Origin of the sequence: Streptomyces sp. NPDC085481, from assembly GCF_044541845.1 — a bacterium.
Lineage (GTDB): Bacteria > Actinomycetota > Actinomycetes > Streptomycetales > Streptomycetaceae > Streptomyces.
The window spans coordinates 17,350-40,534 of sequence record NZ_JBITTJ010000014.1 but is presented as its reverse complement, the minus strand read 5'-3'; the positions used below and the strand labels follow the sequence as shown (position 1 = coordinate 40,534).

The window sequence follows — 23,185 nt, the reverse complement described above, 5'->3', positions numbered from 1 at the left end:
TCACTGTCACGATGATCGGGTTGCACGGCGGAGTTGCACGGCGGAGTCGTGCTGCCTAGAACAGCAGTCGGGTGGAGATATGCATCGCGGTGGCGGACCGGGCGAGGGGACTGACGACCTGGGTCCCGAGCCTGTCCGGCGGGGGAGGCACCGGCGCCGGAGGACGGAAGAACCGAGGGCGAACGAGCCGCGCGTCGGCGAGTCGCGGACGGGCGAGTCGGCGCGGGTCGGCGAGTCGGCGCGGACCGACGAGTCTCCGCGGACCGGCGAGTCTCCAAGGATCGGTGAGTCTCCGCGGATCGGTGAGCCGAAAGAGTCCAGGGCGGTCGAAGGGCCGACGTCGAACGGGAGTGGCCGGTTGGGGGTGACGTACAAGTACTTCGGCGCACCCGACGGCGCGACCGCGGCCCGCGTCCCGATCTCGATGCGCCCCGAGGAGCTCGGCGGCGACGAACTCGGCATGGGCGGCATGTTCACCAAGATCAAGCCGGAGACCATAGCCGCGATGGTGCTCACCGGGATCCAGGGCATGCCCCTGCACAAGGTGCCGCCGCTCGAGCTGGTGGTGCTGCACCCCGACTACGCCGTGGTGAAGCTCCCCATGACCGTCGTCGACCCGCTGCGCGGCATCGGCGAGGAGTCGGTCGGCGCAGCCGCCTTCATCTGGTCGACCGTCCCCGACCGCGGCGGCCCCCGCGACGCCTTCAACGTCTACCAGCTCCTCCACGAGTGGCAGGACTTCTCGGTCCGCCTGCACGAGGCGGGTCACCAGCCCTACTGCCTGGTCTGGCCCTAGGGGGTGCCTCGGCCGGGTCCGACCCCGGACCGGCCGACACGCTTCAGGGGCCGTCCTTCGCGGCTTCCGCCGCCTTCGCGCGCTCGGCGGCCAGTTCGCGGGCCGAGGCGAGCCGGTAGGGCACGTCGATGACGACGACGTTCTTCATGAACAGCAGGCGGGTCTTGAGCCGCAGCGCGCTCTGGTTGTGCAGCGGCTGCTCCCACCAGTGCCCGACCACGTACTCGGGGATGACCACGGACACGACCGAGTCCGGGGTCCGCTCGGGCGCTTCCCGGATGTGCCGCAGCACCGGCTGGACGATCGAGCGGTAGGGCGAGTTCAGCACCCGTAGCGGTACGTCGATGCCGTGGGCCTCCCAGGACGCGCGCAGCACCTCCGCTTCGCCCGGGTCCTCGGCGACGGTGACGGCGGTCAGCGAGGCCGGGTTCAGGGTCTTGGCGTACGACAGCGCCCGCAGGCTCGGCGCGTTGACCGAGGCCACCAGGACCAGGACGTGGTGCGCGGCCAGCGGGTGCGGGTGGGCGTCGGGGGCGACGGCCACCTCGGCGGCGACGGTGTCGTAGTGCCGGCGCACCCCCTTCATCCCGGCGAAGAGCACCGGCATCGCGATCACCACGATCCAGGCGCCGTGCGTGAACTTGGTGATCAGGACGATGACGAGGACGACGGCCGTGAGACAGGCGCCGAACGCGTTGATCGCCAGGCGGCGGTGGATGCGGCCGCGGTCGCCCGAACCCCCGGGCGTGGCGAGTTCTCGCCGCCAGTGCTTGACCATGCCTGCCTGGGACAGGGTGAAGGAGACGAAGACGCCCAGGATGTAGAGCTGGATGAGCCGGGTGAGGTTGGCGTCGAAGGCGACGATCAGGGCGATGGCGGCGAGCGCGAGGAGGAGGACGCCGTTGGAGTAGACGAGCCGGTCGCCGCGGTGGAAGAGCTGGCGGGGCGCGAAGCGGTCGCGGCCCAGGACGGAGGCGAGCATCGGGAAGCCGTTGAAGGCGGTGTTGGCCGCCAGGATGAGGACGCCCGCGGTGACGGCCTGGAGGGCGTAGAACAGGATGTGCCAGTCGCCGAAGGTGGCGCGGCCGATCTGGGCGAGCGCGGTGGACGTCGGGGTGCCGGGCGCGAGGCCCAGTTCGGTGGGGTCCTCGGCGACGTGCACGTCGTAGACCATGGCGAGCACCGTGATCCCGAAGAACATGGTCGCGGAGAGCCCGCCCATGACCGCCAGGGTCATGGCGGCGTTGCGGCTCTTGGGCTTCTCGAAGGCCGGCACGCCGTTGCTGACCGCCTCCACGCCGGTCAGCGCCGTGCAGCCGGACGCGAAGGCGCGCAGGCCGAGCAGCACGAGTGCGATGCCGGAGTAGGTGGAGACCTCCTCGACGGGCAGGTCGGCCGACTCGGCACGGATCGTGGCACCGGTCGCCATCCGGACCGCCGCGACCGCGAACATCAGGTAGATCGTGGCGATGAAGAGGTACGTGGGCAGGGCGAACCAGCGGCCCGACTCCCGTACCCCGCGCAGGTTGAGCCAGGCGAGTACGGCCACGAAGGCAACCGACAGGGCGGTCGCGTGGCCGTCGATCGAGGGCACGGCGGAGGTGATCGCGGCGACCCCGGAGACGACGGAGACGGCGACGGTCATCACGTAGTCGATGAGCAGCGCGCTGGCGGCGGTGAGGGCGGCGGTCGTGCCCAGGTTCTCGGCGGAGACGACGTAGGCGCCGCCGCCGCCCGGGTAGGCGTAGCAGGTCTGGCGGTACGAGGCGACGACCACCAGCAGGAGCACGACGATGCCCACCGCCGCGTACCAGGTCAGATGGAGCACCGCGAGTCCGCCGAGGGCGAGGATCAGCAGGATCTCCTCGGTGGCGTACGCGACGGAGGACAGCGGGTCGCTGCAGAAGATCGGCAGGGCGAGCCGTTTGGGCAGCAGGGTCTCGCCCAGTCGGGCGCTGTCCAACGGACGTCCCACCAGCAGGCGTTTCACCACGCTTCCAGCTCTCATAAGTGCTGAAGTTAGGACGAATCGGATGTAATACGCGGATGCCGCGCCCGCCGTCGCCCCGGACGAGGGCCCTCGGCTCGGCCCGCGGCCCGTACGAGGAAGGACCCGATGTCGTGAGCCCTGTGCGCACCGCACGCCTGACCGGCGACCCCATGCAGATCGGCGAGGTCGCGGCACGGACGGAACTGTCCCTGCGCACCATCCGCCAGTACGAGGACAGCGGCCTGGTCATCCCGTCCGCCGCCTCCGAGGGCGGCTTCCCGCTCTACACCGACGCCGACGTGGCCCGGCTGATGGTGATCCGCCGGATGAAACCGCTCGGCTTCACCCTGGAGGAGACCCGCGACCTGCTCACCGCGGTCGACCGGCTCGCCGGCGACGTCCCGGACACCCCGGGCGAACTCGACCCGGTCACCCGCGCCGCTCTCGTCGGGCGGGTCCGCGCGTACGAACAGGCCGCGACGGAGCGGGTCGCCGAGCTCCGCGCCCAGCTGGCGCGGGTGGAGGAGTTCGCCGGCTCGCTGCGGGCGCGGTTGCCGTAGCGAGCCGGCGGGCGGTCCGCCGGGGACCGGCGCCGGCCGCGGCGCCGTCGCGGCTTCCGGATCAGCCAAGGGCCGCTGCCAGGTCCTGGAAGAAGCGGACGTACGCGGCGGGGCTGGGTGGTGTCTCCGGGTTCCAGGGGGTGAGGCGGGCGCCCGGTGGCACGGTGTGCGGCGGCACCGCGTTCGCCCGGCTGTCGAAGAGCACCAGGTCGGGGGCGAGAGCGACGGCGTGCTGCCAGTCGGTGGTCAGCCAGCTCGCGCCGGGGCCCTGGCCCGGGTCCGCGAACCGGACGCCCAGCTCGGCCAGCCGGGCCAGCTCAGGCCACGCGTGCGGGCGGGCCAGATGAACCTGCTCGGGGCCCGCCCCGGACAGGGCGAGGACGGTCAGGTCCGCGCGCGCCGCGGCCGCCCGCAGCGCCGCCTCGGCGTCGGCCACCCGCGCCGGCGAACCGCCCGACGCCCCCAGGGCGCCGGCCAGCTCCGCGAAACGGCCGACGATCGCCGGCAGCGGCAGGTCGTTGCCGACCGACAGCGCGGTCAGGGGCACCCCGAGCCGGTCGGCCAGCGCCTCGTCGAGGGCGTACGGGCTCTTGCCGTCGTACGTCACGTCCACCAGCAGGTCGGCGCCGCCGAGCGCCCGTATCCGCTCCTCGTCCAGGGTCCGCCCCGGCCCCAGGTACGGCACGCCCGCCGCGGCCAGACCGCCCGACTTGACCGGATCGAGGGCGTCGCCGTCGTGCCCGGAGCCGTACACCGCGACCGGCCGCACCCCCAGGTCGAGCAGGGCCGCCCCGGCCCGTACATAGGCCACCACCCGTTCCGGCCTGCGCTCGGCCGCCAGGGCCGCACCCCGGTCGTCCGTGAATCCCCACGTGCCCGCCGCGTCCGCCATGCGACTGCTCCCTCCCGGCCGGAAACCTCCGTCTTCCCGACACCTTGAAGCGGTTCCCCGGCCCGCACAAGAGGGCCTCCGCGGGTGCGGAAGGGCCGGGACCTCGGTCCCGGGCCCCCTGCCGAAAGACCCCCAGGGTGGTGTTAACTGAACGGGTCGGGAGGAAGCAGTAGGAATCGTCAGCGCCGTGCGGGCGCGCGCCACCTGCCGTGGGCGCACCGACGCGCGGCCTCGCGCCCTGGAGTCAGACATGACCTTGCCCGGCCAGCTCTCGGACCCCCGTGTGATCACCCTGTTCGGCCTGCTCGCCGTCTCCGCGGCGGTATGGGTGGCCCTGGGCCTGCGCGCCCGCGCCCGCCGCGCCTCGGCGGACACCCCGCTGGAGCGGATCTGGCACCCACAGGAGACCGTCGCCCTCACCCCCGCCGAGGAACGCGCCTTCGACCAGGTCGTCTCCCGCCTGTCCCTGGGCTCGGCGGGACGACTGAGGTAGGCGTGGCCGAGGTGGGCGTGAGCTCTCGCCCGGGGCGGCGGCCCGGGCCTTCATCCCCGTCTTGAAGAAGCGCGCCAAACCGGAAACCATGCCCGCCATGACCGCAGCCCCCGGACCTCGCCGTGACACCCGGGGCATCGTGGACGCGGCCGAACTCCTCACCCGGGTCCGCTTCCGCCGCCACTCCCCCGCGCCCGAACTCCGCCCGTTCCTGGAGCACTACTGGCTGATCGACTGGGACCTGACCGAGCCGTACGCGTCCCACGTCGTCCCGCACCCGTCCGTGAACCTCGTCTTCGAGCGCTCCGAGGGGGCGGGGGACGCGGGCGTCGTCTCGGGCATCGGCCTGGAGCTGTTCACGAAGAAGCTGACCGGGAGGGGACGGGTCTGTGGCGTGCAGTTCCGGCCCGGCGGCTTCCGCCCCTTCGCGCCCGAGCGGCCGGTCTCGCACTGGACCGGGCGGATCGCGCCGCTGACGGAGGCGTTCCCGGGCGCGGGGGCGGGCGGGGGTGAAGGTGCGGCTGACGCCACCGGAGTCCTCTCCCCGGAGGACGACCACGAGCGCGTAGCCGCTCTCGACGCCTTTCTGCTCGCCCACGGCCCCGACCCGGGGCACGTTCCCGCCGCCGCCGAGGCCATGGCCCTGGTCGGACAGGTCCGCACCGACCGGACGATGCGCCGCGTCTCCGCGCTCGCCCGCTCGGCCGGGCTCTCGCCGCGCTCGCTCCAGCGCCTGTTCGCCGCCCAGGTCGGCGTCGGCCCCAAGTGGGTGATCCTCCGCTACCGCATCCACGAGGCCCTGGAGCGCGCCGAGTCCTCCCCGGGCGACCCCCCGGACTGGGCGCGGCTCGCGGCCGAGCTCGGCTACAGCGACCAGGCCCATCTCGTACGGGACTTCACGGCGACGGTCGGGGTGCCGCCGACCGCGTACGCCCGGGCGGTGTCAGACCCCTGACCTACGCTTCGGACATGGATACCGACAGCGGAACGGTCCGGCTGGAAGCGTGGTCCGACGACGACGCCTGGCTCCTGCGCGCCGTGAACGCACCGGAGTTGACGGAGCATCTGGGCGGCCCGGAGAGCGAGGAGCAGCTGGTCGGACGGCAGCGGAAGTACGTGGCGCTGAGCTCCGACGAGACGCGCCCGGGCTGCATGTTCCGGGTCGTGCTGCTGCCCGAGGAGACGGCGGCCGGGGCCATCGGCTTCTGGGAGACGTCCTGGGAGGGGGAGCCGGTGTACGAGACGGGGTGGACGGTGCTGCCGGGGTCCCAGGGCCGGGGCGTGGCGAGCGCGGCGACGCGCGCCGTGGTGGAACGGGCGCGCGCCGAGGGCCGCTTCCGCTACCTGCACGCCTTCCCGTCCACGGAGAACGGGCCGTCGAACGCGGTGTGCCGCAAGGCCGGCTTCACGCTCCTCGGGGAGCGGGACTTCGAGTACCCGCCGGGCCGGCCGATGCGGTGCAACGTGTGGCGGCTCGACCTTGCGGCCGACGGCGCTACTCCCCCGGGCGGTTGAGCTCCCGGGTGAAGTGGAAGGCGATGATGTCGAAGCGTTCGCGCAGGTAGAAGCGGTGGGCTCCGGTGCGGTGGGTGCCGGAGTCCAGGTTGAGCTCGTGGCAGCCGGTCTCACGGGCGTGCCGCTCCAGGTGGGCGATGAGCGCGTGGCCGACGCCGCCGGAGCGGGCGGTCGCCCTGGTCACCAGGTCGTCCACGTACAGCTTCTTCAGCGAGCTGGTGTTGATGACGATCCGCCAGCCGGCCGCGCCGACGCAGGAGCCGTCGTCCGCGTAGGCCGCGCTGAAGCGCAGGCCCTGGGCGTGGCCCTGCTCGTACACGTCGCGGAAGAGCTCCGGCGTGAGGTGGGGGCGCAGCTCGCACAGGACCGGCAGCAGCTCGGCCTCCAGGCGGGGGTCGCCGGGCTCCAGGTCGATGATCTTCATGGCGGGACGGTACCGCGCGGCCGCGGGCCCGCGGGAGGGGGCTCCCGGCGGACGAATTCCCTGGCCGGGCGGCCGGACCCGATGACATCCTGTCAGCGTGAACGGACCGGAGATCCAGATCAGCTTCGCCCCCGGCCTGCGGCTCTTCGTCGCCGCGGACCGCCGCTCGGGGCACACCGCCGTGGCGACCGACGGCGCCTCGTCCCTCGGCCATGTGGTCGAGTCGCTGGGCGTGCCGCTGACCGAGGCGGGGCGGCTGCTCGTGGACGGGCGCCCGGTGGACGCCTCGCACGTCCCCACGGCCGGCGAGACGGTCGAGGTGGAGGGCGTCACCCGCCCCCAGCCGGTCCCCGGCGCCCCGCTCCGCTTCCTGCTCGACGTGCACCTCGGCACGCTCGCCCGGCGGCTGCGGCTGCTCGGCGTCGACGCCGCGTACGAGAGCGAGGACATCGGCGACGCGGCCCTTGCCGCGCTCTCGGCGAAGGAGCGGCGCGTGATGCTGTCCCGGGACCGGGGACTGCTGCGCCGTCGGGAGCTGTGGGCGGGCGCGTACGTCTACAGCGACCGGCCGGACGACCAGCTCCGCGACGTCCTCGAACGCTTCGCCCCGCCGCTGGCCCCCTGGACCCGGTGCACCGCGTGCAACGGGCCGCTCACCGACGCCGACAAGGAGGCGGTGCGGGACCGGCTGGAGCAGGGCACGGAGAACTCGTACGACGTGTTCGCGCAGTGCACGGCGTGCGGCAGGGTCTACTGGCGGGGCGCCCACCACGCCCGCCTGGAGGCGATCGTCACGGAGGCGGTCCGGGAGTTCGGCGGCGCGGCCGCGCGCTGACGTCGGTGTGCTCAGCGTGCGGCCGCGCGCTGATGCCGGTGCTCAGCCGGCCTCGTCGAACTCGCCGGAGCGCAGCCGGTCGATCTGCTGGGCGCTCAGCTCGACCGTGCGCCGCATGTACGTGGTGAGCAGGGCGAGCTCGTCGTCGCCGTAGCCGTCGAACAGGCCGCCCCAGGTGCCGTTGAGGCGCCGCCAGAAGTCGCCGAGCTCGGCCATCCGCTCGGGCACGGGCGCCACCATGACCCGGCGCCGGTCCTCGGCGTCCCGCTCCCGCCGGACGTAGCCGGCCCGCTCCAGGCGGTCGACGAGCCGGGTGGCGGAGCCGGTGGTGAGGCCGGTGAGCTCGGCGACCCGCCCGATGGTGACCGGTTCCCGCTCCATGCTGAGCAGGTTGAGGCACTGCACGTCGGTCGGGTGCAGCCGCAGATGGTCGGCGACGGCCTGGTTGAACAGCGCGTAAGCGGCCATGTAGCGGCGGGCCTCGCCCTGCAGTTCGGCCATCAGCCCGTCGCGCCGGGCGGAGTTCTCCTGCGTCATGCAGAGAGTGTACGAAACAGGGGATGGCCACCCCCGCCGAACGCCCTACGGCAGTTCGTCGACCAGATAGCGCTGGATGGTCGGCCCGAGCCAGGCGACGACCTCCTCGCGGGACATCTCCACGGCGGGCGGGAAGCGCAGCACATAGCGGGTGAGCGCCATCCCGAGGATCTGCGAGGCGACGAGCGCCGCCCGGCGCGGCGCCTCGGCGGGGTCGCAGACGCCGCGCGTGACCGGCCCGAGCTGCTCGGCGAATATCTCCCGCATCCGCTCGGCGCCGGCGGCGTTGGTGGCGCAGACCCGCAGCAGCCCGGTCAGGACGTCGTCGCGCTCCCAGCGGTCGAGGAAGTGGGTGACGAGCACGGCTCCGATGTGGCGGGCGGGCAGGGCGCCGAGCTCGGGGAGGTCGAGCCGGAAGTCGGAGGCGGCGGCGAACAGCCCCTCCTTGTTGCCGAAGTAGCGCATGACCATCGACGGGTCGATGCCGGCGTCACCGGCGATGGCGCGGATGGTCGCGCGCTCGTACCCGTCGGCGGCGAAGCGCTCGCGGGCGGCGTCGATGATCGCTGCGCGGGTGGCGTCGGAGCGACGTGCGGTCGTCATGCCAACAACTGTAGGCCAACACCCGTTGACACGCCATCGCGTCCGGCCCTACATTTGCCAACAAGCGTTGACCAACAGGTGTTGGCCAACGGACGTAGGCACCCTTGGAGGCGGCAGTGAGCACCACGGGCACCCCGAAGACTCCCGAGAACGACCCCGACACGGACACCGGCTCCGACACCGACGTGCTGGTCGTCGGCGCGGGACCGACCGGACTGCTGCTCGCAGGCGACCTCGCCGCCGCCGGCCTGCGGGTCACGGTCGTCGAGCGCAGGGCCCCCGGCATCAGCAACCTCACCCGCGCCTTCAGCGTCCACGCCCGCACCCTCGAACAGCTCGACGCCCGCGGCCTCGCCGACGAACTCGTCGCGAAGGGCACCCCCGTCTCGGAGATGCGTGCCTTCGGCCGCCTCTCCCTCGACCTGTCCCGGCTGCCCTCCCGCTTCCCGTTCCTCCTGCTCACTCCGCAGTACGAGGTCGAGCGCGTCCTGGAACGCCGAGCACTGTCCACAGGTGTGGACTTCCGGTACGGCACAGAGCTGCGCGGCCTGCGCCAGGACGCCGGCGCCGTCACCGCCGAGCTGGCGGGACCCGAACCGATCACCCTCCGCGCCCGCTACCTGGTCGGCACCGACGGCGTACGCAGCTCCGTGCGCGGCGCGCTGGGCCTGCCCTTCCCGGGCGCCTCGGTGATCCGATCCATCGTCCTCGCCGACGTCCGCCTCACGGAGAAACCCACGGGGATGCTCACCCTCTCCGCCGCCGATGACGCCTTCACCTTCATCGCCCCCTTCGGCGACGGCTGGTACCGGGTGATGGGCTGGGACCGCCACCGCCAGGCCCCCGACAGCGAACCCGTGGACCTCGACGAGCTCCGGGAGATCACCCGCCGGACCCTCGGCAGCGACCTCGGCATGCACGACGCCCGCTGGATCTCCCGCTTCCACAGCGACGAACGACAGGCACCCGCCTACCGCTCCGGCCGCGTCTTCCTCGCCGGAGACGCCGCCCACGTCCACTCACCGGCCGGCGGCCAGGGCATGAACACCGGCCTCCAGGACGCCGCCAACCTCTCCTGGAAGCTCGCCGCGGTCCTGCGCGGCGAGGCCCCCGACCCCGAGGCGCTGCTCGACAGCTACCAGGCCGAACGGCACCCGGTAGGCGCGATGGTCCTGCGCAGCAGCGGCACCCTCGTCCGGCTCGCCATGGCCCACACCCCGCTCCAGCGCACGGCCCGCGCCCTCGCCACCCTCCTGCTCGGCACCGTCCGCCCGGCGGCCGCCCGCGCGCTCGGCATGATCAGCGGCATCGGCATCTCCTACGGCTCCGGAGCGCGCCGCGCCCCCGACCTCGAACTGCGCGAGGGCCGGCTCTACGAGCTGCTCCGCAAGGGCGAGTTCGTCCTGATCGCCCCCGAGGGCGCGACCCCGCCCCTCCCCCGCACCACCCAGGCCGCCACCCACAGCCCCCTGCGCGCCACCTGGACCGACCCGACCCGCCGCGACGCCCTCCTCGTCCGCCCCGACGGCTACACGGTCCCGCCGCAAGGCAGGCCCGGCCGATGAGGAGGAGGGCTTCAGAAGACGTACGGGTCGCCGGTCGCCAGGACGAGGACGCGATGACGGTCGTTGCGGGGGTTACGGTCGGCGACGCCGTCCCGCCAGACGGTGCGGATCTCCACGGTCAGCTCGTCCGGGCGCCCCAGGGTCCGCAGGTCCAGGGCCAGCTCGCCCGCCGCCCCCGCCGCCCGCAGCTCACCGGTGCGACAGGACACCACCCGGTCGCTGCTCCACAGGCAGGCCGGCGGCAGCTCCTGCCCGCCCGCCAGGGGCGCCGAGAAGGCCAGCCGCACGGTCGCCTGGGAGACGTCGGAGGGCCCGTGGTTCTCGCTGACCAGCCAGACACCGAGCCGGTCCTCCCAGAGGGAGACATGGCCGTGGTGGGCCAGATCCGCCTCGGGCCCGACGGCGTGGGCGCCCGCACCCGTACCGGTCACCAGGGCAGCCGTCAGGGCCGCGCCGAGCAGAGCCTTGCGCATCACACTCATGCCCCGAAGATACCCATAACCACCCATATCTTCTGATTAGCCGTCAGCCGCGTGTCCTGAGCGGACCGGAGGCCGGACCGTCCGCCCATGGCACCCTGCCCCCATGCTGATCGCCCGCTCCGCCGCCCTGTTCGTCCTCGCCGCACTCTTCGAGATCGGCGGCGCCTGGCTCGTCTGGCAGGGCGTCCGCGAACACCGCGGCTGGATCTGGATCGGCGCCGGCGTCCTCGCCCTCGGCGTCTACGGCTTCGTCGCCACGCTCCAGCCCGACGCCGAGTTCGGCCGCATCCTCGCCGCCTACGGCGGCGTCTTCGTCGCCGGCTCCCTCGCCTGGGGCATGGTCGCCGACGGCTACCGCCCCGACCGCTGGGACGTCATCGGCGCCCTGGTCTGCCTCGCCGGCATGGCCGTGATCATGTACGCCCCGCGCGGCCGCTGAACCCGCCCGACCTATCCTGACCACGCGATCGACACCATCGACCACACGCGCGAGGAGCACGTCATGACTGCCGCCGGTACCCCCATCGCCGTCGTCACCGGAGCGAGCAGCGGAATCGGCGCGGCCACCGCCCGGCAGCTCGCGGCCGCCGGCTACCGCGTGGTCCTCACCGCCCGCCGCAAGGACCGCATCGAGGCCCTGGCCGCCGAGATCAACGAGGCCGGCCACCAGGCCACCGCCTACGCCCTCGACGTCACCGACCGCGCCGCCGTCGACGAGTTCGCCACCGCCTTCCGCACCCTCGCGGTCCTCGTCAACAACGCCGGCGGCGCACTCGGCGCCGACCCGGTCGCCACCGGCGACCCCGACGACTGGCGCACGATGTACGAGGTCAACGTCATCGGCACCCTCAACGTCACCCAGGCCCTGCTCCCCGCCCTCACCGCGAGCGGCGACGGCACGGTCGTCGTCCTGTCCTCCACCGCCGGCCACTCCACCTACGAGGGCGGCGCCGGCTACGTGGCCGCCAAGAACGGCGCCCGCGTCCTCGCCGAGACCCTCCGTCTCGAGATCGTCGGCACCCCGGTCCGCGTCATCGAGATCGCCCCCGGCATGGTGAAGACCGAGGAGTTCGCCACCACCCGCTTCCGCGGCGACACGGACAAGGCCGCCAAGGTCTACGCGGGCGTGGCCGAGCCCCTGACCGCCGACGACGTGGCCGACACCATCACCTGGGCCTGCACCCGCCCCCCGCACGTCAACATCGACCTGCTCGTCGTCCGCCCCCGGGCCCAGGCCTCCAACACCAAGGTCCACCGCGAGCTCTGAGCGACCGGCCGCCCACGCAGAAGGGGCCGGCGCACGGCACCGGACCCTCCCCTGACGCCCTCCGCGGGCGTCAGCCCTTCACGCAGATGACCTGCTTCAGCTTCGCGACCACCTCGACCAGGTCCCGCTGCTGCTCCATCACCTGCTCGATCGGCTTGTACGCGCCCGGGATCTCGTCCACGACACCGGAGTCCTTGCGGCACTCCACGCCCCGCGTCTGCTCTTCCAGGTCCCGCGTCGAGAAGCGCCGCTTCGCCGCGCTCCGGCTCATCCGGCGGCCCGCGCCGTGCGAGGCCGAGTTGAAGGACGCCTGGTTGCCGAGACCCTTCACGATGTACGAGCCCGTGCCCATCGAACCCGGGATGATCCCGAACTCCCCGGAACCGGCCCGGATCGCGCCCTTACGGGTGACGAGCAGGTCCATCCCCTCGTACCGCTCCTCCGCCACGTAGTTGTGGTGGCAGGAGATCACCGGGTCGAAGGTCACCTTCGCCTTGCGGAACTCCCGGCGGACGACCTCCTGGAACAGCGCCATCATGATCGCGCGGTTGTACTTCGCGTACTCCTGCGCCCAGAACAGATCGTTCCGGTATGCCGCCATCGGCGGGGTGTCCGCGACGAACACCGCGAGGTCGCGGTCGACCAGCCCCTGGTTGTGCGGCAGCTTCTGCGCCTCGCCGATGTGGTACTCGGCGAGCTCCTTGCCGATGTTCCGCGAGCCGGAGTGCAGCATCAGCCAGACGGACCCTTGGTCATCGATACAGACCTCGCAGAAGTGATTTCCGCTTCCGAGCGTCCCCATCTGCTTTTCCGCCCGTTCCCGACGGAACTTGACCGGATCCGCGACCGAGTCGAACCGCGACCAGAAATCCCCCCACCCCGACGTCGGGAACTGGAACAGCCGCCCCGGATCCACCGCGTCCCGGTGCATCCCCCGCCCCACCGGAATCGCCTGCTCGATCTTCGACCGCAGCCGCGACAGGTCACCCGGGAGGTCGTTCGCCGTCAGCGAGGTCTTGACGGCCGACATGCCGCAGCCGATGTCCACACCGACCGCCGCCGGGCAGACCGCCCCGCGCATCGCGATCACCGAGCCGACCGTCGCACCCTTGCCGTAGTGCACGTCCGGCATCACGGCCAGGCCCTGGATCCACGGCAGCGTCGCCACGTTCTGCAGCTGCTGCATGGCGCCGCCCTCGACCGACGCCGGATCCGCCCACATCCGGATGGGCACCTTCGCACCCGGTACCTCTACATACGACATACTTCCTCGATTCCCCCAAAAAGCCTGATAACGCAAAAACCGGAGCCAATGCCCGTAGAACTGACTGCGGACCGGCATCAACGGCTGCGCGTGCGATAGACATTGTGTCCACCGCCCGATGCGGAGCGGCAAACAGTTTTCGGGGAACTCTCCGGGAGAAGGGAGCCTGGGATCGTGCAGCGAAAGGCGTACGCACCCGGCCGATCCGGGCCGGCGGTGCTCACCGCGGCCGCCCTCGCCCTCGGTCTCGGGATCGGCCTGACCGGCTGTTCCTCCGGCACCGCCACCGATACCGGCGCCGTCGACTCCAAGGCGGGCCCGGCGGCCCCCGCCGCGCCCCCCGGGCGCTACCGCACCCTCTTCGAGCCCTGCGGCGCCATCCCCCAGGGCACGCTCAAGGACCTGCTCCCCGGCGCCGCCGAGCTCCCCGACGCCGAGCGCAACCGCACCTACCGCGGCACCCCGGCCGTCACCTTCGACACCGACCGCCGGGTCGGCTGCAGCTGGAAGGCCGACACGCCCGACGCCGTGCACCGGCTCACCGTCGACATCGAGCGGGTCGTCTCGTACGACCCCGCCGTCAGCGACGACGACCGCGCGCAGGAGGTGTACAGCGGCAAGCAGACCGCCGCCGGCGTCCCCCTCCCCCCGGTCACGCCCAGCACGCCCGCCACCACGCCCCCGACCACGCCGGCCTCCCCGACCACCGCGCCGCCCGGCGGCCACCAGCCGGCCACCCACGTGCCCGCCCCGCCGGCCAAGACCACCACCCAGGCACCGCCGGCCAAGCCCGGCGCGACCACTCAGCCCGGCCGGCCCGGCACCACCGGCAAGCCCGGCGCCACCGCCCCGGCCGCCCCCGTCGCCACTCCCACCACCGGTCTCGAACCCCGCGCCCTCGACGGCCTCGGCGAGGCCGCGTACCTCGACGACGCCCTCACCACGGCCGCCCCGGCGGGCGCCAAGCGCCTCGTGAGCGTGGTGTTCCGCACATCGAACGTGATCGTGACCGTCCAGTACGAAGAGCAGACGGCCGCCTCCGTCGAGCCCCCCGACAGCAGGGAACTGCAGGAAAAGGCCCGGAATCTGGCCCGGCTGCTCGCCGAGCGGCTCGAGGAGTAGCCGTCCTGACCCGCCCCGCCGAGGGCCGCCCGCCCGCGCGCCGACCACGTAACGTGTCGACGTACCCCGCCGCCGGCCGCCCGGACCGTACGACAAGCGACTGAAGGAACCATGCAGCGATCAGCCCCGCGACTCTCCCGCATACTCGCCTGCGCCGCCGTCCCGGTGATGCTCGTGGCCGCCGGCTGCTCCTCCGGCTCGGACTCCGCCGGCAAGGGCTCGGGCTCTTCCGGCCAGGCGTCGTCGTCGGCCTCCGCCACGCCGAAGGCCACGCAGTCGACGAAGGCGGTCGAGCGCGCGAAGTACGCGAAGCTGCCCGACGTCTGCAAGGCGGTCTCCGCCAGGACGACGGCGGCCCTGGTGCCCAAGGCGAAGGCGAAGAACGGCACCGCGGCGAGCTCCAGCGATGTCACCAGCCGCGGCGGCTGCTCCTGGAACGGCCTGGAGGACAAGGGCGTCAAGGGCTCGCAGTACCGCTGGCTCGACGTCTCCTTCTACCGTTACGAGTCCGACGCGACGCTCGGCAGCGGCCAGGAGCGGGCCGCCGAGAACTACGCCAAGGAGCTGGCCAAGTTCCAGGCCACACCGGGTGCGAAGAAGCTCCGTACGACCGCGACGGCCGGTGTCGGCGACCAGGCGGACACCGTGTCGTACGACCTGCGCAAGACGGACGAGGACTTCAAGTACGCCTCCGTCGTGGCCCGCACCGGCAACGTGCTCGTCCTGGTCTCCTTCAACGGCGCGGGGTACGCGGGTGCGGAGACCCCGGGTGACAAGGGGATCGCCGAGGGTGCCGTGAAGGCCGCCAAGGAAGCCGTGGCGGCCGTGGCGACGGCCAACAAGTAGCGGTTTGCGGCTCTTTGCGCGGAGCCCGTCCCTCCCCAGGGGGCCGGGCTCCTTCCGCATGTGCCACGCTGTGCCCGCGAGATGTCGTTTGACGGGAGGGGATCGCGGGTGGCCGCGATGCAGCTGACACGGACGCACCGAATACTCATCGGCCTGGTCGTGGCCGGTGCGGTGATCATCGCCGGGATCGGTTTCGCCGGCTCGTACGCCGCCGTGCGCGAGCTCGCCATCGACAAGGGGTTCGGGAACTTCTCGTACTTCTTCCCGATCGGCATCGACGCGGGCATCTGTGTGCTGCTCGCCCTCGACCTGCTGCTGACGTGGATCCGCATCCCGTTCCCGCTGCTGCGCCAGACGGCATGGCTGCTGACGGCGGCGACGATCGCGTTCAACGGCGCGGCGGCGTGGCCCGACCCGCTGGGTGTGGGCATGCACGCGGTGATCCCGGTGCTGTTCGTGGTGGCGGTGGAGGCGGCGCGGCACGCGGTGGGCCGGATCGCGGACATCACGGCCGACAAGCACATGGAGGGCGTGCGGCTCACCCGGTGGCTGCTGTCGCCGATCCCGACCTTCCGGCTGTGGCGCCGGATGAAGCTGTGGGAGCTGCGCTCGTACGAGCAGGTGATCAAGCTGGAGCAGGACCGGCTGATCTACCAGGCCCGGCTGCAGGCGCGTTTCGGCCGTGCGTGGCGGCGCAAGGCGCCGGTGGAGGCGCTGATGCCGCTGCGGCTCGCGAAGTACGGTGTGCCGCTGGCGGAGACGGCCGCGGCGGGCCTCGCGGCGGCCGGCGTGGAGCCGATGCTGCTGCCGCCGGCCCCGGTCACGGCCACGGCCACGCCGGAGCTGGCGCAGGGGCAGGCGCAGGCGCAGGCGCAGGTACAACCGCAGGTTCAGCCGGTCCAGTCGGCTCAGGTGCCGGCCCAGGCGCTGGAGCCCGGTCAGCAGCCTCAGGGCTCCGCTCCGGAGTCGCACGAGAGCCAGTGGTTCGCGGCCCAGCACGTCTCGCCCGAGGTCTACCAGGGCTCGTACAACCCGCAGATCGTCGAGGGTCTCGAGCCGACGCCGGTGCCGATCCCGCAGGGCCCGGAGGACGTTCAGCCCCCGGGTCCCGAGCAGTTCGTCGAGTACCCGGAGTACGTGGAGCCGGAGCAGACGGTCGACGAGTTCACCGAGGTCGCCTACAAGGCGATGCTGGCGTTCGTCGACGAGCACCAGCAGTTCCCGAGCAACGAGCAGCTCGACATACTGCTCGCGGACATGTACGGAGTGCAGCACCCGCGCAGCACCACGCTGCTGCGGCAGCTGGCCCCCATGCTGCGGGAGCGGATCCAGCAGGAGCTGGCGGAGAACCACATCCCGTAGCCGGCCCTCCGGTCACGCCTTGGCCCTCTGCTTCGCGGTCTCGCCCCACGCGGCGAGGACGATGCCGACGGCGAGGAGGGCGAGGTAGCCGGCGGTCGGGATGTCCCACCATTTCTGGAGCAGGCCCCAGGGGCCGTCTCCGAAGAGACGTCCGCCGGCGCCGAGTCCGCCCTGGACGAGTGTGATCCAACCGATGACTGCGATGGCTTCGTTCTTCATGCCTCCACGGTCTCGTCCCCCGGCCCGGGTTTCGTCGTGCCCACGACGGAATCCGCCCTCCGTCGAAGGATGCAGAGAAAGCGGAAGGCCGTCGCCCGCACCGCGGGCGACGGCCTTCCGCACACCGTGACGCTTACGCGCCGAGCAGCTTGCGCACCCGGTCGGCGCCCACCGCGAGCAGCAGCGTGGGCAGGCGGGGGCCCGTCTCGCGGCTGACCAGCAGCTTGTAGAGCAGCGCGAAGAACGACCGCTGGGCCAGCTTCAGCTCCGGGGTCGGCTTGGCCTCGGGGGTGAGGCCGGCCATGACCTTCGGGACGCCGTAGACCAGGGTGGTCAGGCCGTCGAGGGACCAGTGGCTGTCCAGGCCCTCCAGGAGCAGGCGCAGCGATTCGCGGCCCTGGTCGTCGAGGGTGCCGAGGAGCTCGGTGTCGGGCTCGTCGCGGACGATGGTGCGCTGGTCGGCCGGGACCTGGGTGGTGATCCAGTTCTCGGCACGGTCCAGGCGCGGCCGGACCTCGTCGAGGGAGGTGACCGGGTTCTCCGGGTCGAGCTCGGTGAGGATGCGCAGGGTCTGCTCGTCGTGGCCGGCGGTGATGTCCATGACCGAGGCGAGCGTGCGGTACGGCAGCGGGCGCGCCGTGCGCGGCAGCTCGCCGGCTGCGGTGCGGGCGGCGCGCGTGTACGCGGCGGCGTCGGCGGGGAGCACCGAGCCGTCGGCGACCTTGGCCTCCAGCTTGTCCCACTCGTCGTAGAGCCGCTGGATCTCCTGGTCGAAGGCGATCTTGAAGGACTGGTTGGGCTTCCGGCGCGCGTACAGCCAGCGCAGGATCTGCGGCTCCATGATCTTCAGCGCGTCGGAGGGCGTGGGGACGCCGCCGCGCGAGGAGGACATCTTGGCCATGCCGCTGATGCCCACGAAGGCGTACATGGGGCCGATGGGCTGCACGCCGTCGAAGATGGTGACGATCTGGCCGCCGACCTGGAAGGACGAGCCGGGCGAGGAGTGGTCGACGCCGGAGGGCTCGAAGATGACGCCCTCGTAGGCCCAGCGCATCGGCCAGTCGACCTTCCAGACCAGCTTGCCGCGGTTGAACTCGCTCAGCTTGACGGTCTCGGCGAAGCCGCAGGAGGAGCATGTGTAGGCCAGCTCGGTGGTCTCGTCGTCGTACGAGGTGACGGTGGTCAGGTCCTTCTCGCACCGCCCGCAGTAGGGCTTGTACGGGAAGTAGCCGGCGCCGGAGCCGGAGCCGTCGTCCTCGCTCGCCGCGCCGGAGCCCTCCTCGGCCTCCAGCTCGGCCTCGTCGACCGGCTTCTGCGACTGCTTCTTCGGCGCCTTCTTCGTCCGGTACTGGTCGAGGATGGCGTCGATGTCGCCGCGGTGCCTCATCGCGTGCAGGATCTGCTCGCGGTAGACGCCCGAGGTGTACTGCTCGGTCTGGCTGATCGGGTCGTACTCGACGCCGAGCTCGGCCAGCGCCTCGACCATGGCGGCCTTGAAGTGCGCGGCCCAGTTCGGGTGCGGGGAGCCGGCCGGGGCCGGGACCGAGGTCAGCGGCTTGCCGATGTGCTCGGCCCAGGACTCGTCGATGCCCGCGACGCCGTTCGGCACCTTGCGGTACCGGTCGTAGTCGTCCCAGGAGATGAGGTGCCGGACCTCGTACCCACGGCGGCGGACCTCGTCGGCGACCAGGTGCGGGGTCATGACCTCGCGCAGGTTGCCCAGGTGGATCGGGCCGGACGGGGAGAGGCCGGAGGCGACGACGACCGGTTTGCCAGGCGCACGTCGCTCCGACTCGGCGATGACCTCGTCCGCGAAACGGGAGACCCAGTCGGTCTCGGTGCTGCTCTGAGCCACGGTCGGTTCGTCCTTCTTCCTTGGTTCCCTCGGAGCCTTACTGGCTTACGTCAGCCATTCTCCCAGACGGAAGGACGCGCTCCGAGGTTGTCCACAGGCGGAGAAAACACGTTGCCCACCCATGGGACACTTACACAAGTGAAATAGCCCTTCCGGAGCCCCTCCGGGCCCGGAACACCACGACTCAGGAACGGAAGCTCATGGCCTCGGTCCCTTCCCTCGCTTCGACCGTGCAGCAGCGCCTCGCGGAAGGCCTCTCGGCAGCCCTGCCGGAGGCCGGGTCCGCCGACCCGCTGCTGCGACGAAGCGACCGGGCCGACTTCCAGGCCAACGGCATCCTGGCGCTGGCCAAGCAGCTCAAGGGCAACCCGCGCGAGCTGGCGACGAAGGTCGTCGAGGCCATCGAGGCCGGCGACGTCTTCCAGGAGATCGAGGTCTCGGGCCCCGGCTTCCTCAACATCACGGTCACCGACGAGGCGATCGTGAAGACCCTGGCGGCCCGTGCCGCCGACGCCCGGCTCGGCGTGCCGTTCAACCCGTCGGCCGGCACGACGGTGGTCGACTACGCGCAGCCGAACGTGGCCAAGGAGATGCACGTCGGCCACCTGCGTTCCGCCGTGATCGGCGCCGCGATGGTCGAGATCCTGGAGTTCACGGGCGAGACGGTGGTCCGGCGCCACCACATCGGCGACTGGGGCACCCAGTTCGGCATGCTCATCCAGTACCTGACCGAGCACCCGCACGAGCTGGACCACAAGGCCGAGGGCGCGGACGCGGAGGTCTCCGGCGAGGAGGCCATGTCCAACCTGAACCGGCTGTACAAGGCGTCCCGCGCGCTCTTCGACTCCGACGAGGAGTTCAAGACGCGGGCCCGCGCGCGGGTCGTCGACCTGCAGGCGGGCGACGAGGAGACGCTGGCCATGTGGCAGCGGTTCGTCGACGAGTCGAAGATCTACTTCTACTCGGTCTTCGACAAGCTCGACATGGACATCCGTGACCCCGACGTCGTCGGCGAGTCCGGCTACAACGACATGCTCGTGGAGACCTGCCGGATCCTGGAGGAGTCGGGCGTGGCGGTCCGCTCCGAGGGCGCGCTGTGCGTGTTCTTCGACGACGTCAAGGGCCCGGACGGCAACCCGACCCCGCTGATCGTCCAGAAGTCCGACGGCGGCTTCGGCTACGCGGCGACCGACCTGTCGGCGATCCGCGACCGGGTGCAGAACCTGAAGGCGTCGACGCTGGTGTACGTGGTCGACGCCCGCCAGTCGCTGCACTTCAAGATGGTCTTCGAGACGGCCCGCCGGGCGGGCTGGCTGAACGACGAGGTGAAGGCGCTCCAGCTGGCCTTCGGCACGGTCCTCGGCAAGGACGGCAAGCCCTTCAAGACCCGTGAGGGCGAGACGGTGCGGCTGGTGGACCTGCTGGACGAGGCGATCGACCGCGCCTCCGCCGTGGTCCGCGAGAAGGCCCAGGACCTCTCCGAGGAGGAGATCGCCGAGCGCGGCACCCAGGTGGGCATCGGCGCCGTGAAGTACGCGGACCTGTCGACGTCGGCGGCGCGTGACTACAAGTTCGACCTGGACCAGATGGTCTCGCTCAACGGCGACACGTCGGTGTACCTGCAGTACGCGTACGCCCGTATCCAGTCGATCCTGCGCAAGGCGGGCGACGCCAAGCCGGCGGCCCACCCGGAGCTGGCGCTCGCCGCCTCGGAGCGCGCCCTCGGCCTGCACCTGGACTCGTTCGGCGAGCTGATCCACGAGACCGCCGCGGACTACGCCCCGCACAAGCTGGCGGCGTATCTCTACCAGGTGGCGTCGCTCTACACGACGTTCTACTCGGAGTGCCCGGTCCTGAAGGCGGACACCCCGGAGCAGGTGGAGAACCGCCTCTTCCTCTGCGACCTGACCGCCCGGACGCTCCACCAGGGCATGGCCCTGCTGGGCATCAGGACGCCCGAGCGCCTCTGACGTCACCCCGGGAGGGGCAGGTGGGTCACTGCTTGACCCACGTGCCCTTCTCGGGCCACCAGCCGTAGGTCGGCCGGCCCTCGATCGCGCTGGTACGGAACGGCTCCCCGCCGTCGTCCACGCGCACGGTCCCGCGCTGGGCGCCGCTGCTCCACTCCAGCTCCAGGTACCAGGCGGAGACGTGCTTCTCCGTGTGCACGTCCAGGTTGAGCACCTGGGCGTCGCCCGTGGCGACCTGGTACGGGAAGTCCTTCGCCGGCACCACGCGGTCGGCGTCATGACCGGCGACCGGCTTGAGGAACGGCCGCGGCGCGTCGAGGTCGAGGTCGAAGGTCTGCGGGGTGATCCCGCTGCCGCAGCCGTCGGCCATCGAGTACACCGCCCCGTCCAGGGGCTCGCCGCGCTCCACCACCCGCACGTTGAGCTTGCTGAGGACCACGGGCGCCTGCGTGCGGCCGGTCACGGTGAGCTGGAGCTGCATGTGTCCGCCGTCGGTCCCGCCGAGTGCTCGGGCCCAGCCCCGGGTGTCCTGCGGCGGGGGCGGCGGCGGCACGTGACCGGGCTGCTGGTCGAGCACGTAGTACTGCCCGCAGGGCTCCGCCCAGTTGTACGAGCTGATGCCGACGCTCAGCGGGGCGGGCGGTCCGGACTCGGCGGCCCCGTCTTCGGCCGCTGCCGGGGTGTCGTCCTTGTGCTGGAGCACGTACGCCGTGGGCAGGGCGAGACCGACGACAGCGGCGGTGGCGGCGAGGAGCACGAGCAGCGGCTTGCGGGAACGGCGGGCAGGCGGGGCCTGGGCGGTGACGAGCGGCGCGGCGTCGGGCACAGGCTGACGCTCAGGAGCCGCCCCTTCAAGATCCGCCCCCTCGGGCGCCGCCCCTTCAGGAGCCACCCCCTCGGGCGCTACGGCCTCGGGCGCTACAGCCTCGGGCGCCGCCGCACCGGCGGGCGTCGCCGCCTCGCCCACAGCCTCCGCCGGCTCCCCCTTCCCCCTCCGCCTGGCCTCGTCCGCCACGATCCAGCAGCGGTGCAGCTCGACAAGCTCGTCCCGCGACGCCCCGCAGAGCCGCCCGAGCCGTTCCACGGGCGCGAACCCGGTCGGTACGGCGTCCCCGTTGCAGTAGCGATGGAGCGTCGAGGTGCTGACGTGCAGCCGCTTCGCCAGGGCTCCGTAACTGAGTCCGGATCGTTCCTTCAGCTCGCGCATCAGCTCCGCGAAGCCGTCCGCCGCATCCATGAGAGTCCCCCGTCACTCGATCCGCATCCCAGGAACACGTTCCAGGGGAGGGTCGTTTCCCCAGCTCACAGCGGGTGAGAGCGTTCCACCGTCCCCCATTGTCCCGTGCTGATTGCCGCCGGGTCACGCCGCCCCGCAGGGTGGTGTCCATGCCGAACAGCCGCGTCATCGACGCCCTGGCCGTCGCGGTGCTGATCGTCTGCACGGCGGTCGTGATCCATCTCCTCAGCCGCTACTGAAAACGCTGAAACGCCGACTCTCACGGGGGAAACCACCATGCGCACCACCGCCCGCCGCCTCGCCCTGCCCGTCGCCGCCCTGGCGGCCTCGCTCGCCCTCACCGCCTGCCAGGCGGACGACGATCCGTCTCCCGCCAAGCCGAGCCCCGCGGCCGGACGGACGTCCACCGCTCCCACGACGGAGCCGAGCAGCGACGCGAAGCCGTCCGACGGCCCCGGCGCCCAGCCCACCGCCGCCAAGACGCCCGCCAAGACCCCCGCGAAGCCGCCGGCCAAGCCCGCCAAGCCCGCCCAGCGTCCCTCCGACACCTCCGACGCCTCCGACGGCGGCCCCGTCAGCCGCACCTGCACGGCCGCCGACACCAAGGTCGTGGTGAGCAAGGTGAGCCGCCCCGTCAACCACCTGGCGCTCACCGTCACCAACACCAGCGGCCGTCCCTGCAACGCGCTGGGCGCGCCCTTCGTCGGCTTCGACGACCCCCAGGCCCCCATCCGGATCATCGAGGACAGCAAGCCGCAGGCCGTGGTGACCCTGCTCCCGGGCGAGTCGGCCTACGCGTCCGTCGTCCTCACTGGCGAGCCGGGCCCGGACACCAACGGCCACACCGTCAAGAAGATCCGCGTCTACCTGACGCGGGAGAGCAGCACGACGGTGGCGGCGCCGAGCGGCACGTTCGCCGACGACGGCGCCGCCGTGTCGTACTGGCAGCGCGACCTGGAAGACGCGCTGACGTACTGAGGCCGGCCTCCCGGAGCCGGCTCCGGGACCCGGATCACCGGTGGATGGGATGCGAGGTACGCCCCGAGGCCTCGTCGATCTCGGTGTGGGCCTTCTGCAGCAGCTGCGAGGCGAGGTCCATGAGCGCGCGGGCGCCGGCGATCTCCTCGCCGACCCGCAGCTGCTCCGGGTCGGAGGGGTGCCGGTTGGCATTGCCGTGGGCGCGGTATTCGGTGCCGTCACCGAGCCGCACCATCGCCGCCGCCCTCGTCCGGTCGCCCTCCTCCTTGAACTCCATCTCGATGTGCCATCCGACGAGCGTGTTCATCATGAGGATCACCTCCAGAGAGGTACCTGTTGGTACCTCTCCAGGGTGCGCCGGTCGGCCGGTGCT

At 72.1% G+C, this 23,185-nt stretch carries 25 protein-coding genes; 14 read left to right on the top strand and 11 right to left on the bottom strand.

The window, feature by feature from the left end; translation table 11 throughout:
- The first annotated feature begins 364 nt into the window (after positions 1-364).
- Positions 365-796 carry a hypothetical protein gene (locus tag ACIGEZ_RS26440; RefSeq protein WP_365717520.1) on the top strand — a complete coding sequence of 144 codons (432 nt, stop codon included), beginning with the start codon at positions 365-367 and terminating at the stop codon, positions 794-796.
- A gap of 43 nt (positions 797-839) precedes the next feature.
- Here the strand turns inward: ACIGEZ_RS26440 and ACIGEZ_RS26435 are convergent, their stop codons facing one another.
- Positions 840-2,804 (bottom strand): APC family permease, encoded by a 1,965-nt coding sequence (locus tag ACIGEZ_RS26435; RefSeq protein ID WP_399835373.1) that lies wholly within the window; start codon positions 2,802-2,804, stop codon positions 840-842.
- Between the two features lie 137 nt (positions 2,805-2,941).
- Between ACIGEZ_RS26435 and ACIGEZ_RS26430 the strand changes: the two genes are divergently transcribed.
- Positions 2,942-3,346 (top strand): MerR family transcriptional regulator, encoded by a 405-nt coding sequence (locus ACIGEZ_RS26430; protein WP_399835853.1) that lies wholly within the window; start codon positions 2,942-2,944, stop codon positions 3,344-3,346.
- A gap of 61 nt (positions 3,347-3,407) precedes the next feature.
- On the opposite strand, the gene ACIGEZ_RS26425 is transcribed toward ACIGEZ_RS26430, so the two are convergent.
- Positions 3,408-4,238, bottom strand: a complete 831-nt coding sequence (locus tag ACIGEZ_RS26425) for an ABC transporter substrate-binding protein (RefSeq protein ID WP_399835371.1) — start codon at positions 4,236-4,238, stop codon at positions 3,408-3,410.
- A gap of 250 nt (positions 4,239-4,488) precedes the next feature.
- Between ACIGEZ_RS26425 and ACIGEZ_RS26420 the strand changes: the two genes are divergently transcribed.
- The 3 genes from ACIGEZ_RS26420 to ACIGEZ_RS26410 all read left to right on the top strand — a co-directional run bounded on the left by ACIGEZ_RS26420 (position 4,489) and on the right by ACIGEZ_RS26410 (position 6,246).
- Complete coding sequence (locus ACIGEZ_RS26420; protein WP_399835369.1) at positions 4,489-4,731, top strand: hypothetical protein; 243 nt, start codon at positions 4,489-4,491, stop codon at positions 4,729-4,731.
- Positions 4,732-4,828: 97 nt separating this feature from the next.
- Positions 4,829-5,686 carry a DUF6597 domain-containing transcriptional factor gene (locus ACIGEZ_RS26415; protein ID WP_399835366.1) on the top strand — a complete coding sequence of 286 codons (858 nt, stop codon included), beginning with the start codon at positions 4,829-4,831 and terminating at the stop codon, positions 5,684-5,686.
- A gap of 14 nt (positions 5,687-5,700) precedes the next feature.
- On the top strand, positions 5,701-6,246 hold the full coding sequence (locus ACIGEZ_RS26410; protein ID WP_399835364.1) for a GNAT family N-acetyltransferase: 546 nt from the start codon (positions 5,701-5,703) through the stop codon (positions 6,244-6,246).
- Here the strand turns inward: ACIGEZ_RS26410 and ACIGEZ_RS26405 are convergent.
- Positions 6,227-6,670: a GNAT family N-acetyltransferase gene (locus ACIGEZ_RS26405; RefSeq protein ID WP_399835362.1), complete on the bottom strand. Its 444-nt coding sequence runs from the start codon at positions 6,668-6,670 to the stop codon at positions 6,227-6,229. The genes ACIGEZ_RS26410 and ACIGEZ_RS26405 overlap by 20 nt on opposite strands.
- 97 nt (positions 6,671-6,767) lie before the next feature.
- Between ACIGEZ_RS26405 and ACIGEZ_RS26400 the strand changes: the two genes are divergently transcribed.
- Positions 6,768-7,505 (top strand): Mut7-C RNAse domain-containing protein, encoded by a 738-nt coding sequence (locus tag ACIGEZ_RS26400; RefSeq protein WP_399835360.1) that lies wholly within the window; start codon positions 6,768-6,770, stop codon positions 7,503-7,505.
- A gap of 42 nt (positions 7,506-7,547) precedes the next feature.
- On the opposite strand, the gene ACIGEZ_RS26395 is transcribed toward ACIGEZ_RS26400, so the two are convergent.
- Positions 7,548-8,042 carry a MarR family winged helix-turn-helix transcriptional regulator gene (locus tag ACIGEZ_RS26395; protein WP_399835358.1) on the bottom strand — a complete coding sequence of 165 codons (495 nt, stop codon included), beginning with the start codon at positions 8,040-8,042 and terminating at the stop codon, positions 7,548-7,550.
- A 45-nt stretch (positions 8,043-8,087) separates the two neighbouring features.
- Positions 8,088-8,645 carry a TetR family transcriptional regulator gene (locus tag ACIGEZ_RS26390; RefSeq protein ID WP_399835355.1) on the bottom strand — a complete coding sequence of 186 codons (558 nt, stop codon included), beginning with the start codon at positions 8,643-8,645 and terminating at the stop codon, positions 8,088-8,090.
- A gap of 116 nt (positions 8,646-8,761) precedes the next feature.
- Between ACIGEZ_RS26390 and ACIGEZ_RS26385 the strand changes: the two genes are divergently transcribed.
- Positions 8,762-10,210: an FAD-dependent oxidoreductase gene (locus tag ACIGEZ_RS26385; protein ID WP_399835353.1), complete on the top strand. Its 1,449-nt coding sequence runs from the start codon at positions 8,762-8,764 to the stop codon at positions 10,208-10,210.
- An 11-nt stretch (positions 10,211-10,221) separates the two neighbouring features.
- Here ACIGEZ_RS26385 and ACIGEZ_RS26380 read toward each other — a convergent pair whose 3' ends face one another.
- Positions 10,222-10,692: a hypothetical protein gene (locus tag ACIGEZ_RS26380; RefSeq protein ID WP_399835351.1), complete on the bottom strand. Its 471-nt coding sequence runs from the start codon at positions 10,690-10,692 to the stop codon at positions 10,222-10,224.
- Between the two features lie 103 nt (positions 10,693-10,795).
- Between ACIGEZ_RS26380 and ACIGEZ_RS26375 the strand changes: the two genes are divergently transcribed.
- Together ACIGEZ_RS26375 and ACIGEZ_RS26370 are read left to right on the top strand one after the other, a co-directional pair.
- Entirely contained in the window at positions 10,796-11,131 is a 336-nt protein-coding gene (locus ACIGEZ_RS26375) for a YnfA family protein (RefSeq protein WP_399835348.1), read from the top strand.
- Positions 11,132-11,194: 63 nt separating this feature from the next.
- The gene (locus ACIGEZ_RS26370; RefSeq protein ID WP_399835345.1) at positions 11,195-11,959 is read left to right on the top strand and encodes an SDR family NAD(P)-dependent oxidoreductase; all 765 of its coding nucleotides are present in this window, start codon (positions 11,195-11,197) and stop codon (positions 11,957-11,959) included.
- 70 nt (positions 11,960-12,029) lie between these two features.
- On the opposite strand, the gene ACIGEZ_RS26365 is transcribed toward ACIGEZ_RS26370, so the two are convergent.
- Positions 12,030-13,223, bottom strand: a complete 1,194-nt coding sequence (locus tag ACIGEZ_RS26365) for an RtcB family protein (RefSeq protein ID WP_399835343.1) — start codon at positions 13,221-13,223, stop codon at positions 12,030-12,032.
- 174 nt (positions 13,224-13,397) lie between these two features.
- On the opposite strand from ACIGEZ_RS26365, the gene ACIGEZ_RS26360 reads away from it, so the two are divergent.
- From ACIGEZ_RS26360 to ACIGEZ_RS26350, 3 genes are all read left to right on the top strand, one after another.
- Positions 13,398-14,345, top strand: coding sequence for a DUF3558 domain-containing protein (locus ACIGEZ_RS26360; protein ID WP_399835340.1), 948 nt, complete (start codon positions 13,398-13,400; stop codon positions 14,343-14,345).
- 111 nt (positions 14,346-14,456) lie between these two features.
- Positions 14,457-15,191 carry a DUF3558 domain-containing protein gene (locus tag ACIGEZ_RS26355; protein WP_399835338.1) on the top strand — a complete coding sequence of 245 codons (735 nt, stop codon included), beginning with the start codon at positions 14,457-14,459 and terminating at the stop codon, positions 15,189-15,191.
- A 117-nt stretch (positions 15,192-15,308) separates the two neighbouring features.
- Positions 15,309-16,553, top strand: coding sequence for a DUF2637 domain-containing protein (locus tag ACIGEZ_RS26350; RefSeq protein ID WP_399835336.1), 1,245 nt, complete (start codon positions 15,309-15,311; stop codon positions 16,551-16,553).
- Between the two features lie 12 nt (positions 16,554-16,565).
- Here the strand turns inward: ACIGEZ_RS26350 and ACIGEZ_RS26345 are convergent, their stop codons facing one another.
- Both ACIGEZ_RS26345 and lysS read right to left on the bottom strand, forming a co-directional pair.
- Positions 16,566-16,772: a hypothetical protein gene (locus ACIGEZ_RS26345; protein ID WP_399835334.1), complete on the bottom strand. Its 207-nt coding sequence runs from the start codon at positions 16,770-16,772 to the stop codon at positions 16,566-16,568.
- A 133-nt stretch (positions 16,773-16,905) separates the two neighbouring features.
- On the bottom strand, positions 16,906-18,627 hold the full coding sequence (gene lysS / locus ACIGEZ_RS26340; protein WP_399835332.1) for a lysine--tRNA ligase: 1,722 nt from the start codon (positions 18,625-18,627) through the stop codon (positions 16,906-16,908).
- Between the two features lie 200 nt (positions 18,628-18,827).
- Between lysS and argS the strand changes: the two genes are divergently transcribed.
- Positions 18,828-20,597: an arginine--tRNA ligase gene (gene argS / locus ACIGEZ_RS26335; protein ID WP_399835329.1), complete on the top strand. Its 1,770-nt coding sequence runs from the start codon at positions 18,828-18,830 to the stop codon at positions 20,595-20,597.
- A 25-nt stretch (positions 20,598-20,622) separates the two neighbouring features.
- On the opposite strand, the gene ACIGEZ_RS26330 is transcribed toward argS, so the two are convergent.
- Positions 20,623-21,834: a helix-turn-helix domain-containing protein gene (locus tag ACIGEZ_RS26330; RefSeq protein WP_399835326.1), complete on the bottom strand. Its 1,212-nt coding sequence runs from the start codon at positions 21,832-21,834 to the stop codon at positions 20,623-20,625.
- 276 nt (positions 21,835-22,110) lie between these two features.
- Between ACIGEZ_RS26330 and ACIGEZ_RS26325 the strand changes: the two genes are divergently transcribed.
- Positions 22,111-22,812 (top strand): DUF4232 domain-containing protein, encoded by a 702-nt coding sequence (locus ACIGEZ_RS26325; protein WP_399835324.1) that lies wholly within the window; start codon positions 22,111-22,113, stop codon positions 22,810-22,812.
- 34 nt (positions 22,813-22,846) lie between these two features.
- Here ACIGEZ_RS26325 and ACIGEZ_RS26320 read toward each other — a convergent pair whose 3' ends face one another.
- A complete protein-coding gene (locus ACIGEZ_RS26320; protein ID WP_399835850.1) occupies positions 22,847-23,119 on the bottom strand; it encodes a DUF1876 domain-containing protein in 273 nt (90 codons plus the stop codon).
- Positions 23,120-23,185: the final 66 nt, after the last annotated feature.

What these genes read in the sequence shown, in the direction of transcription:
- ACIGEZ_RS26320 (WP_399835850.1), bottom strand. Translation starts at nt 23,119, where the DNA reads ATGAACACGCTCGTCGGATGGCACATCGAGATGGAGTTCAAGGAGGAG.
- argS (WP_399835329.1), top strand. Translation starts at nt 18,828, where the DNA reads ATGGCCTCGGTCCCTTCCCTCGCTTCGACCGTGCAGCAGCGCCTCGCG.
- ACIGEZ_RS26415 (WP_399835366.1), top strand. Translation starts at nt 4,829, where the DNA reads ATGACCGCAGCCCCCGGACCTCGCCGTGACACCCGGGGCATCGTGGAC.
- ACIGEZ_RS26380 (WP_399835351.1), bottom strand. Translation starts at nt 10,692, where the DNA reads ATGAGTGTGATGCGCAAGGCTCTGCTCGGCGCGGCCCTGACGGCTGCC.
- ACIGEZ_RS26375 (WP_399835348.1), top strand. Translation starts at nt 10,796, where the DNA reads ATGCTGATCGCCCGCTCCGCCGCCCTGTTCGTCCTCGCCGCACTCTTC.
- ACIGEZ_RS26435 (WP_399835373.1), bottom strand. Translation starts at nt 2,804, where the DNA reads ATGAGAGCTGGAAGCGTGGTGAAACGCCTGCTGGTGGGACGTCCGTTG.
- ACIGEZ_RS26425 (WP_399835371.1), bottom strand. Translation starts at nt 4,238, where the DNA reads ATGGCGGACGCGGCGGGCACGTGGGGATTCACGGACGACCGGGGTGCG.
- ACIGEZ_RS26420 (WP_399835369.1), top strand. Translation starts at nt 4,489, where the DNA reads ATGACCTTGCCCGGCCAGCTCTCGGACCCCCGTGTGATCACCCTGTTC.
- ACIGEZ_RS26345 (WP_399835334.1), bottom strand. Translation starts at nt 16,772, where the DNA reads ATGAAGAACGAAGCCATCGCAGTCATCGGTTGGATCACACTCGTCCAG.
- ACIGEZ_RS26325 (WP_399835324.1), top strand. Translation starts at nt 22,111, where the DNA reads ATGCGCACCACCGCCCGCCGCCTCGCCCTGCCCGTCGCCGCCCTGGCG.
- ACIGEZ_RS26405 (WP_399835362.1), bottom strand. Translation starts at nt 6,670, where the DNA reads ATGAAGATCATCGACCTGGAGCCCGGCGACCCCCGCCTGGAGGCCGAG.
- ACIGEZ_RS26370 (WP_399835345.1), top strand. Translation starts at nt 11,195, where the DNA reads ATGACTGCCGCCGGTACCCCCATCGCCGTCGTCACCGGAGCGAGCAGC.
- ACIGEZ_RS26365 (WP_399835343.1), bottom strand. Translation starts at nt 13,223, where the DNA reads ATGTCGTATGTAGAGGTACCGGGTGCGAAGGTGCCCATCCGGATGTGG.
- ACIGEZ_RS26410 (WP_399835364.1), top strand. Translation starts at nt 5,701, where the DNA reads ATGGATACCGACAGCGGAACGGTCCGGCTGGAAGCGTGGTCCGACGAC.
- ACIGEZ_RS26390 (WP_399835355.1), bottom strand. Translation starts at nt 8,645, where the DNA reads ATGACGACCGCACGTCGCTCCGACGCCACCCGCGCAGCGATCATCGAC.
- ACIGEZ_RS26330 (WP_399835326.1), bottom strand. Translation starts at nt 21,834, where the DNA reads ATGGATGCGGCGGACGGCTTCGCGGAGCTGATGCGCGAGCTGAAGGAA.
- ACIGEZ_RS26395 (WP_399835358.1), bottom strand. Translation starts at nt 8,042, where the DNA reads ATGACGCAGGAGAACTCCGCCCGGCGCGACGGGCTGATGGCCGAACTG.
- ACIGEZ_RS26350 (WP_399835336.1), top strand. Translation starts at nt 15,309, where the DNA reads ATGCAGCTGACACGGACGCACCGAATACTCATCGGCCTGGTCGTGGCC.
- ACIGEZ_RS26355 (WP_399835338.1), top strand. Translation starts at nt 14,457, where the DNA reads ATGCAGCGATCAGCCCCGCGACTCTCCCGCATACTCGCCTGCGCCGCC.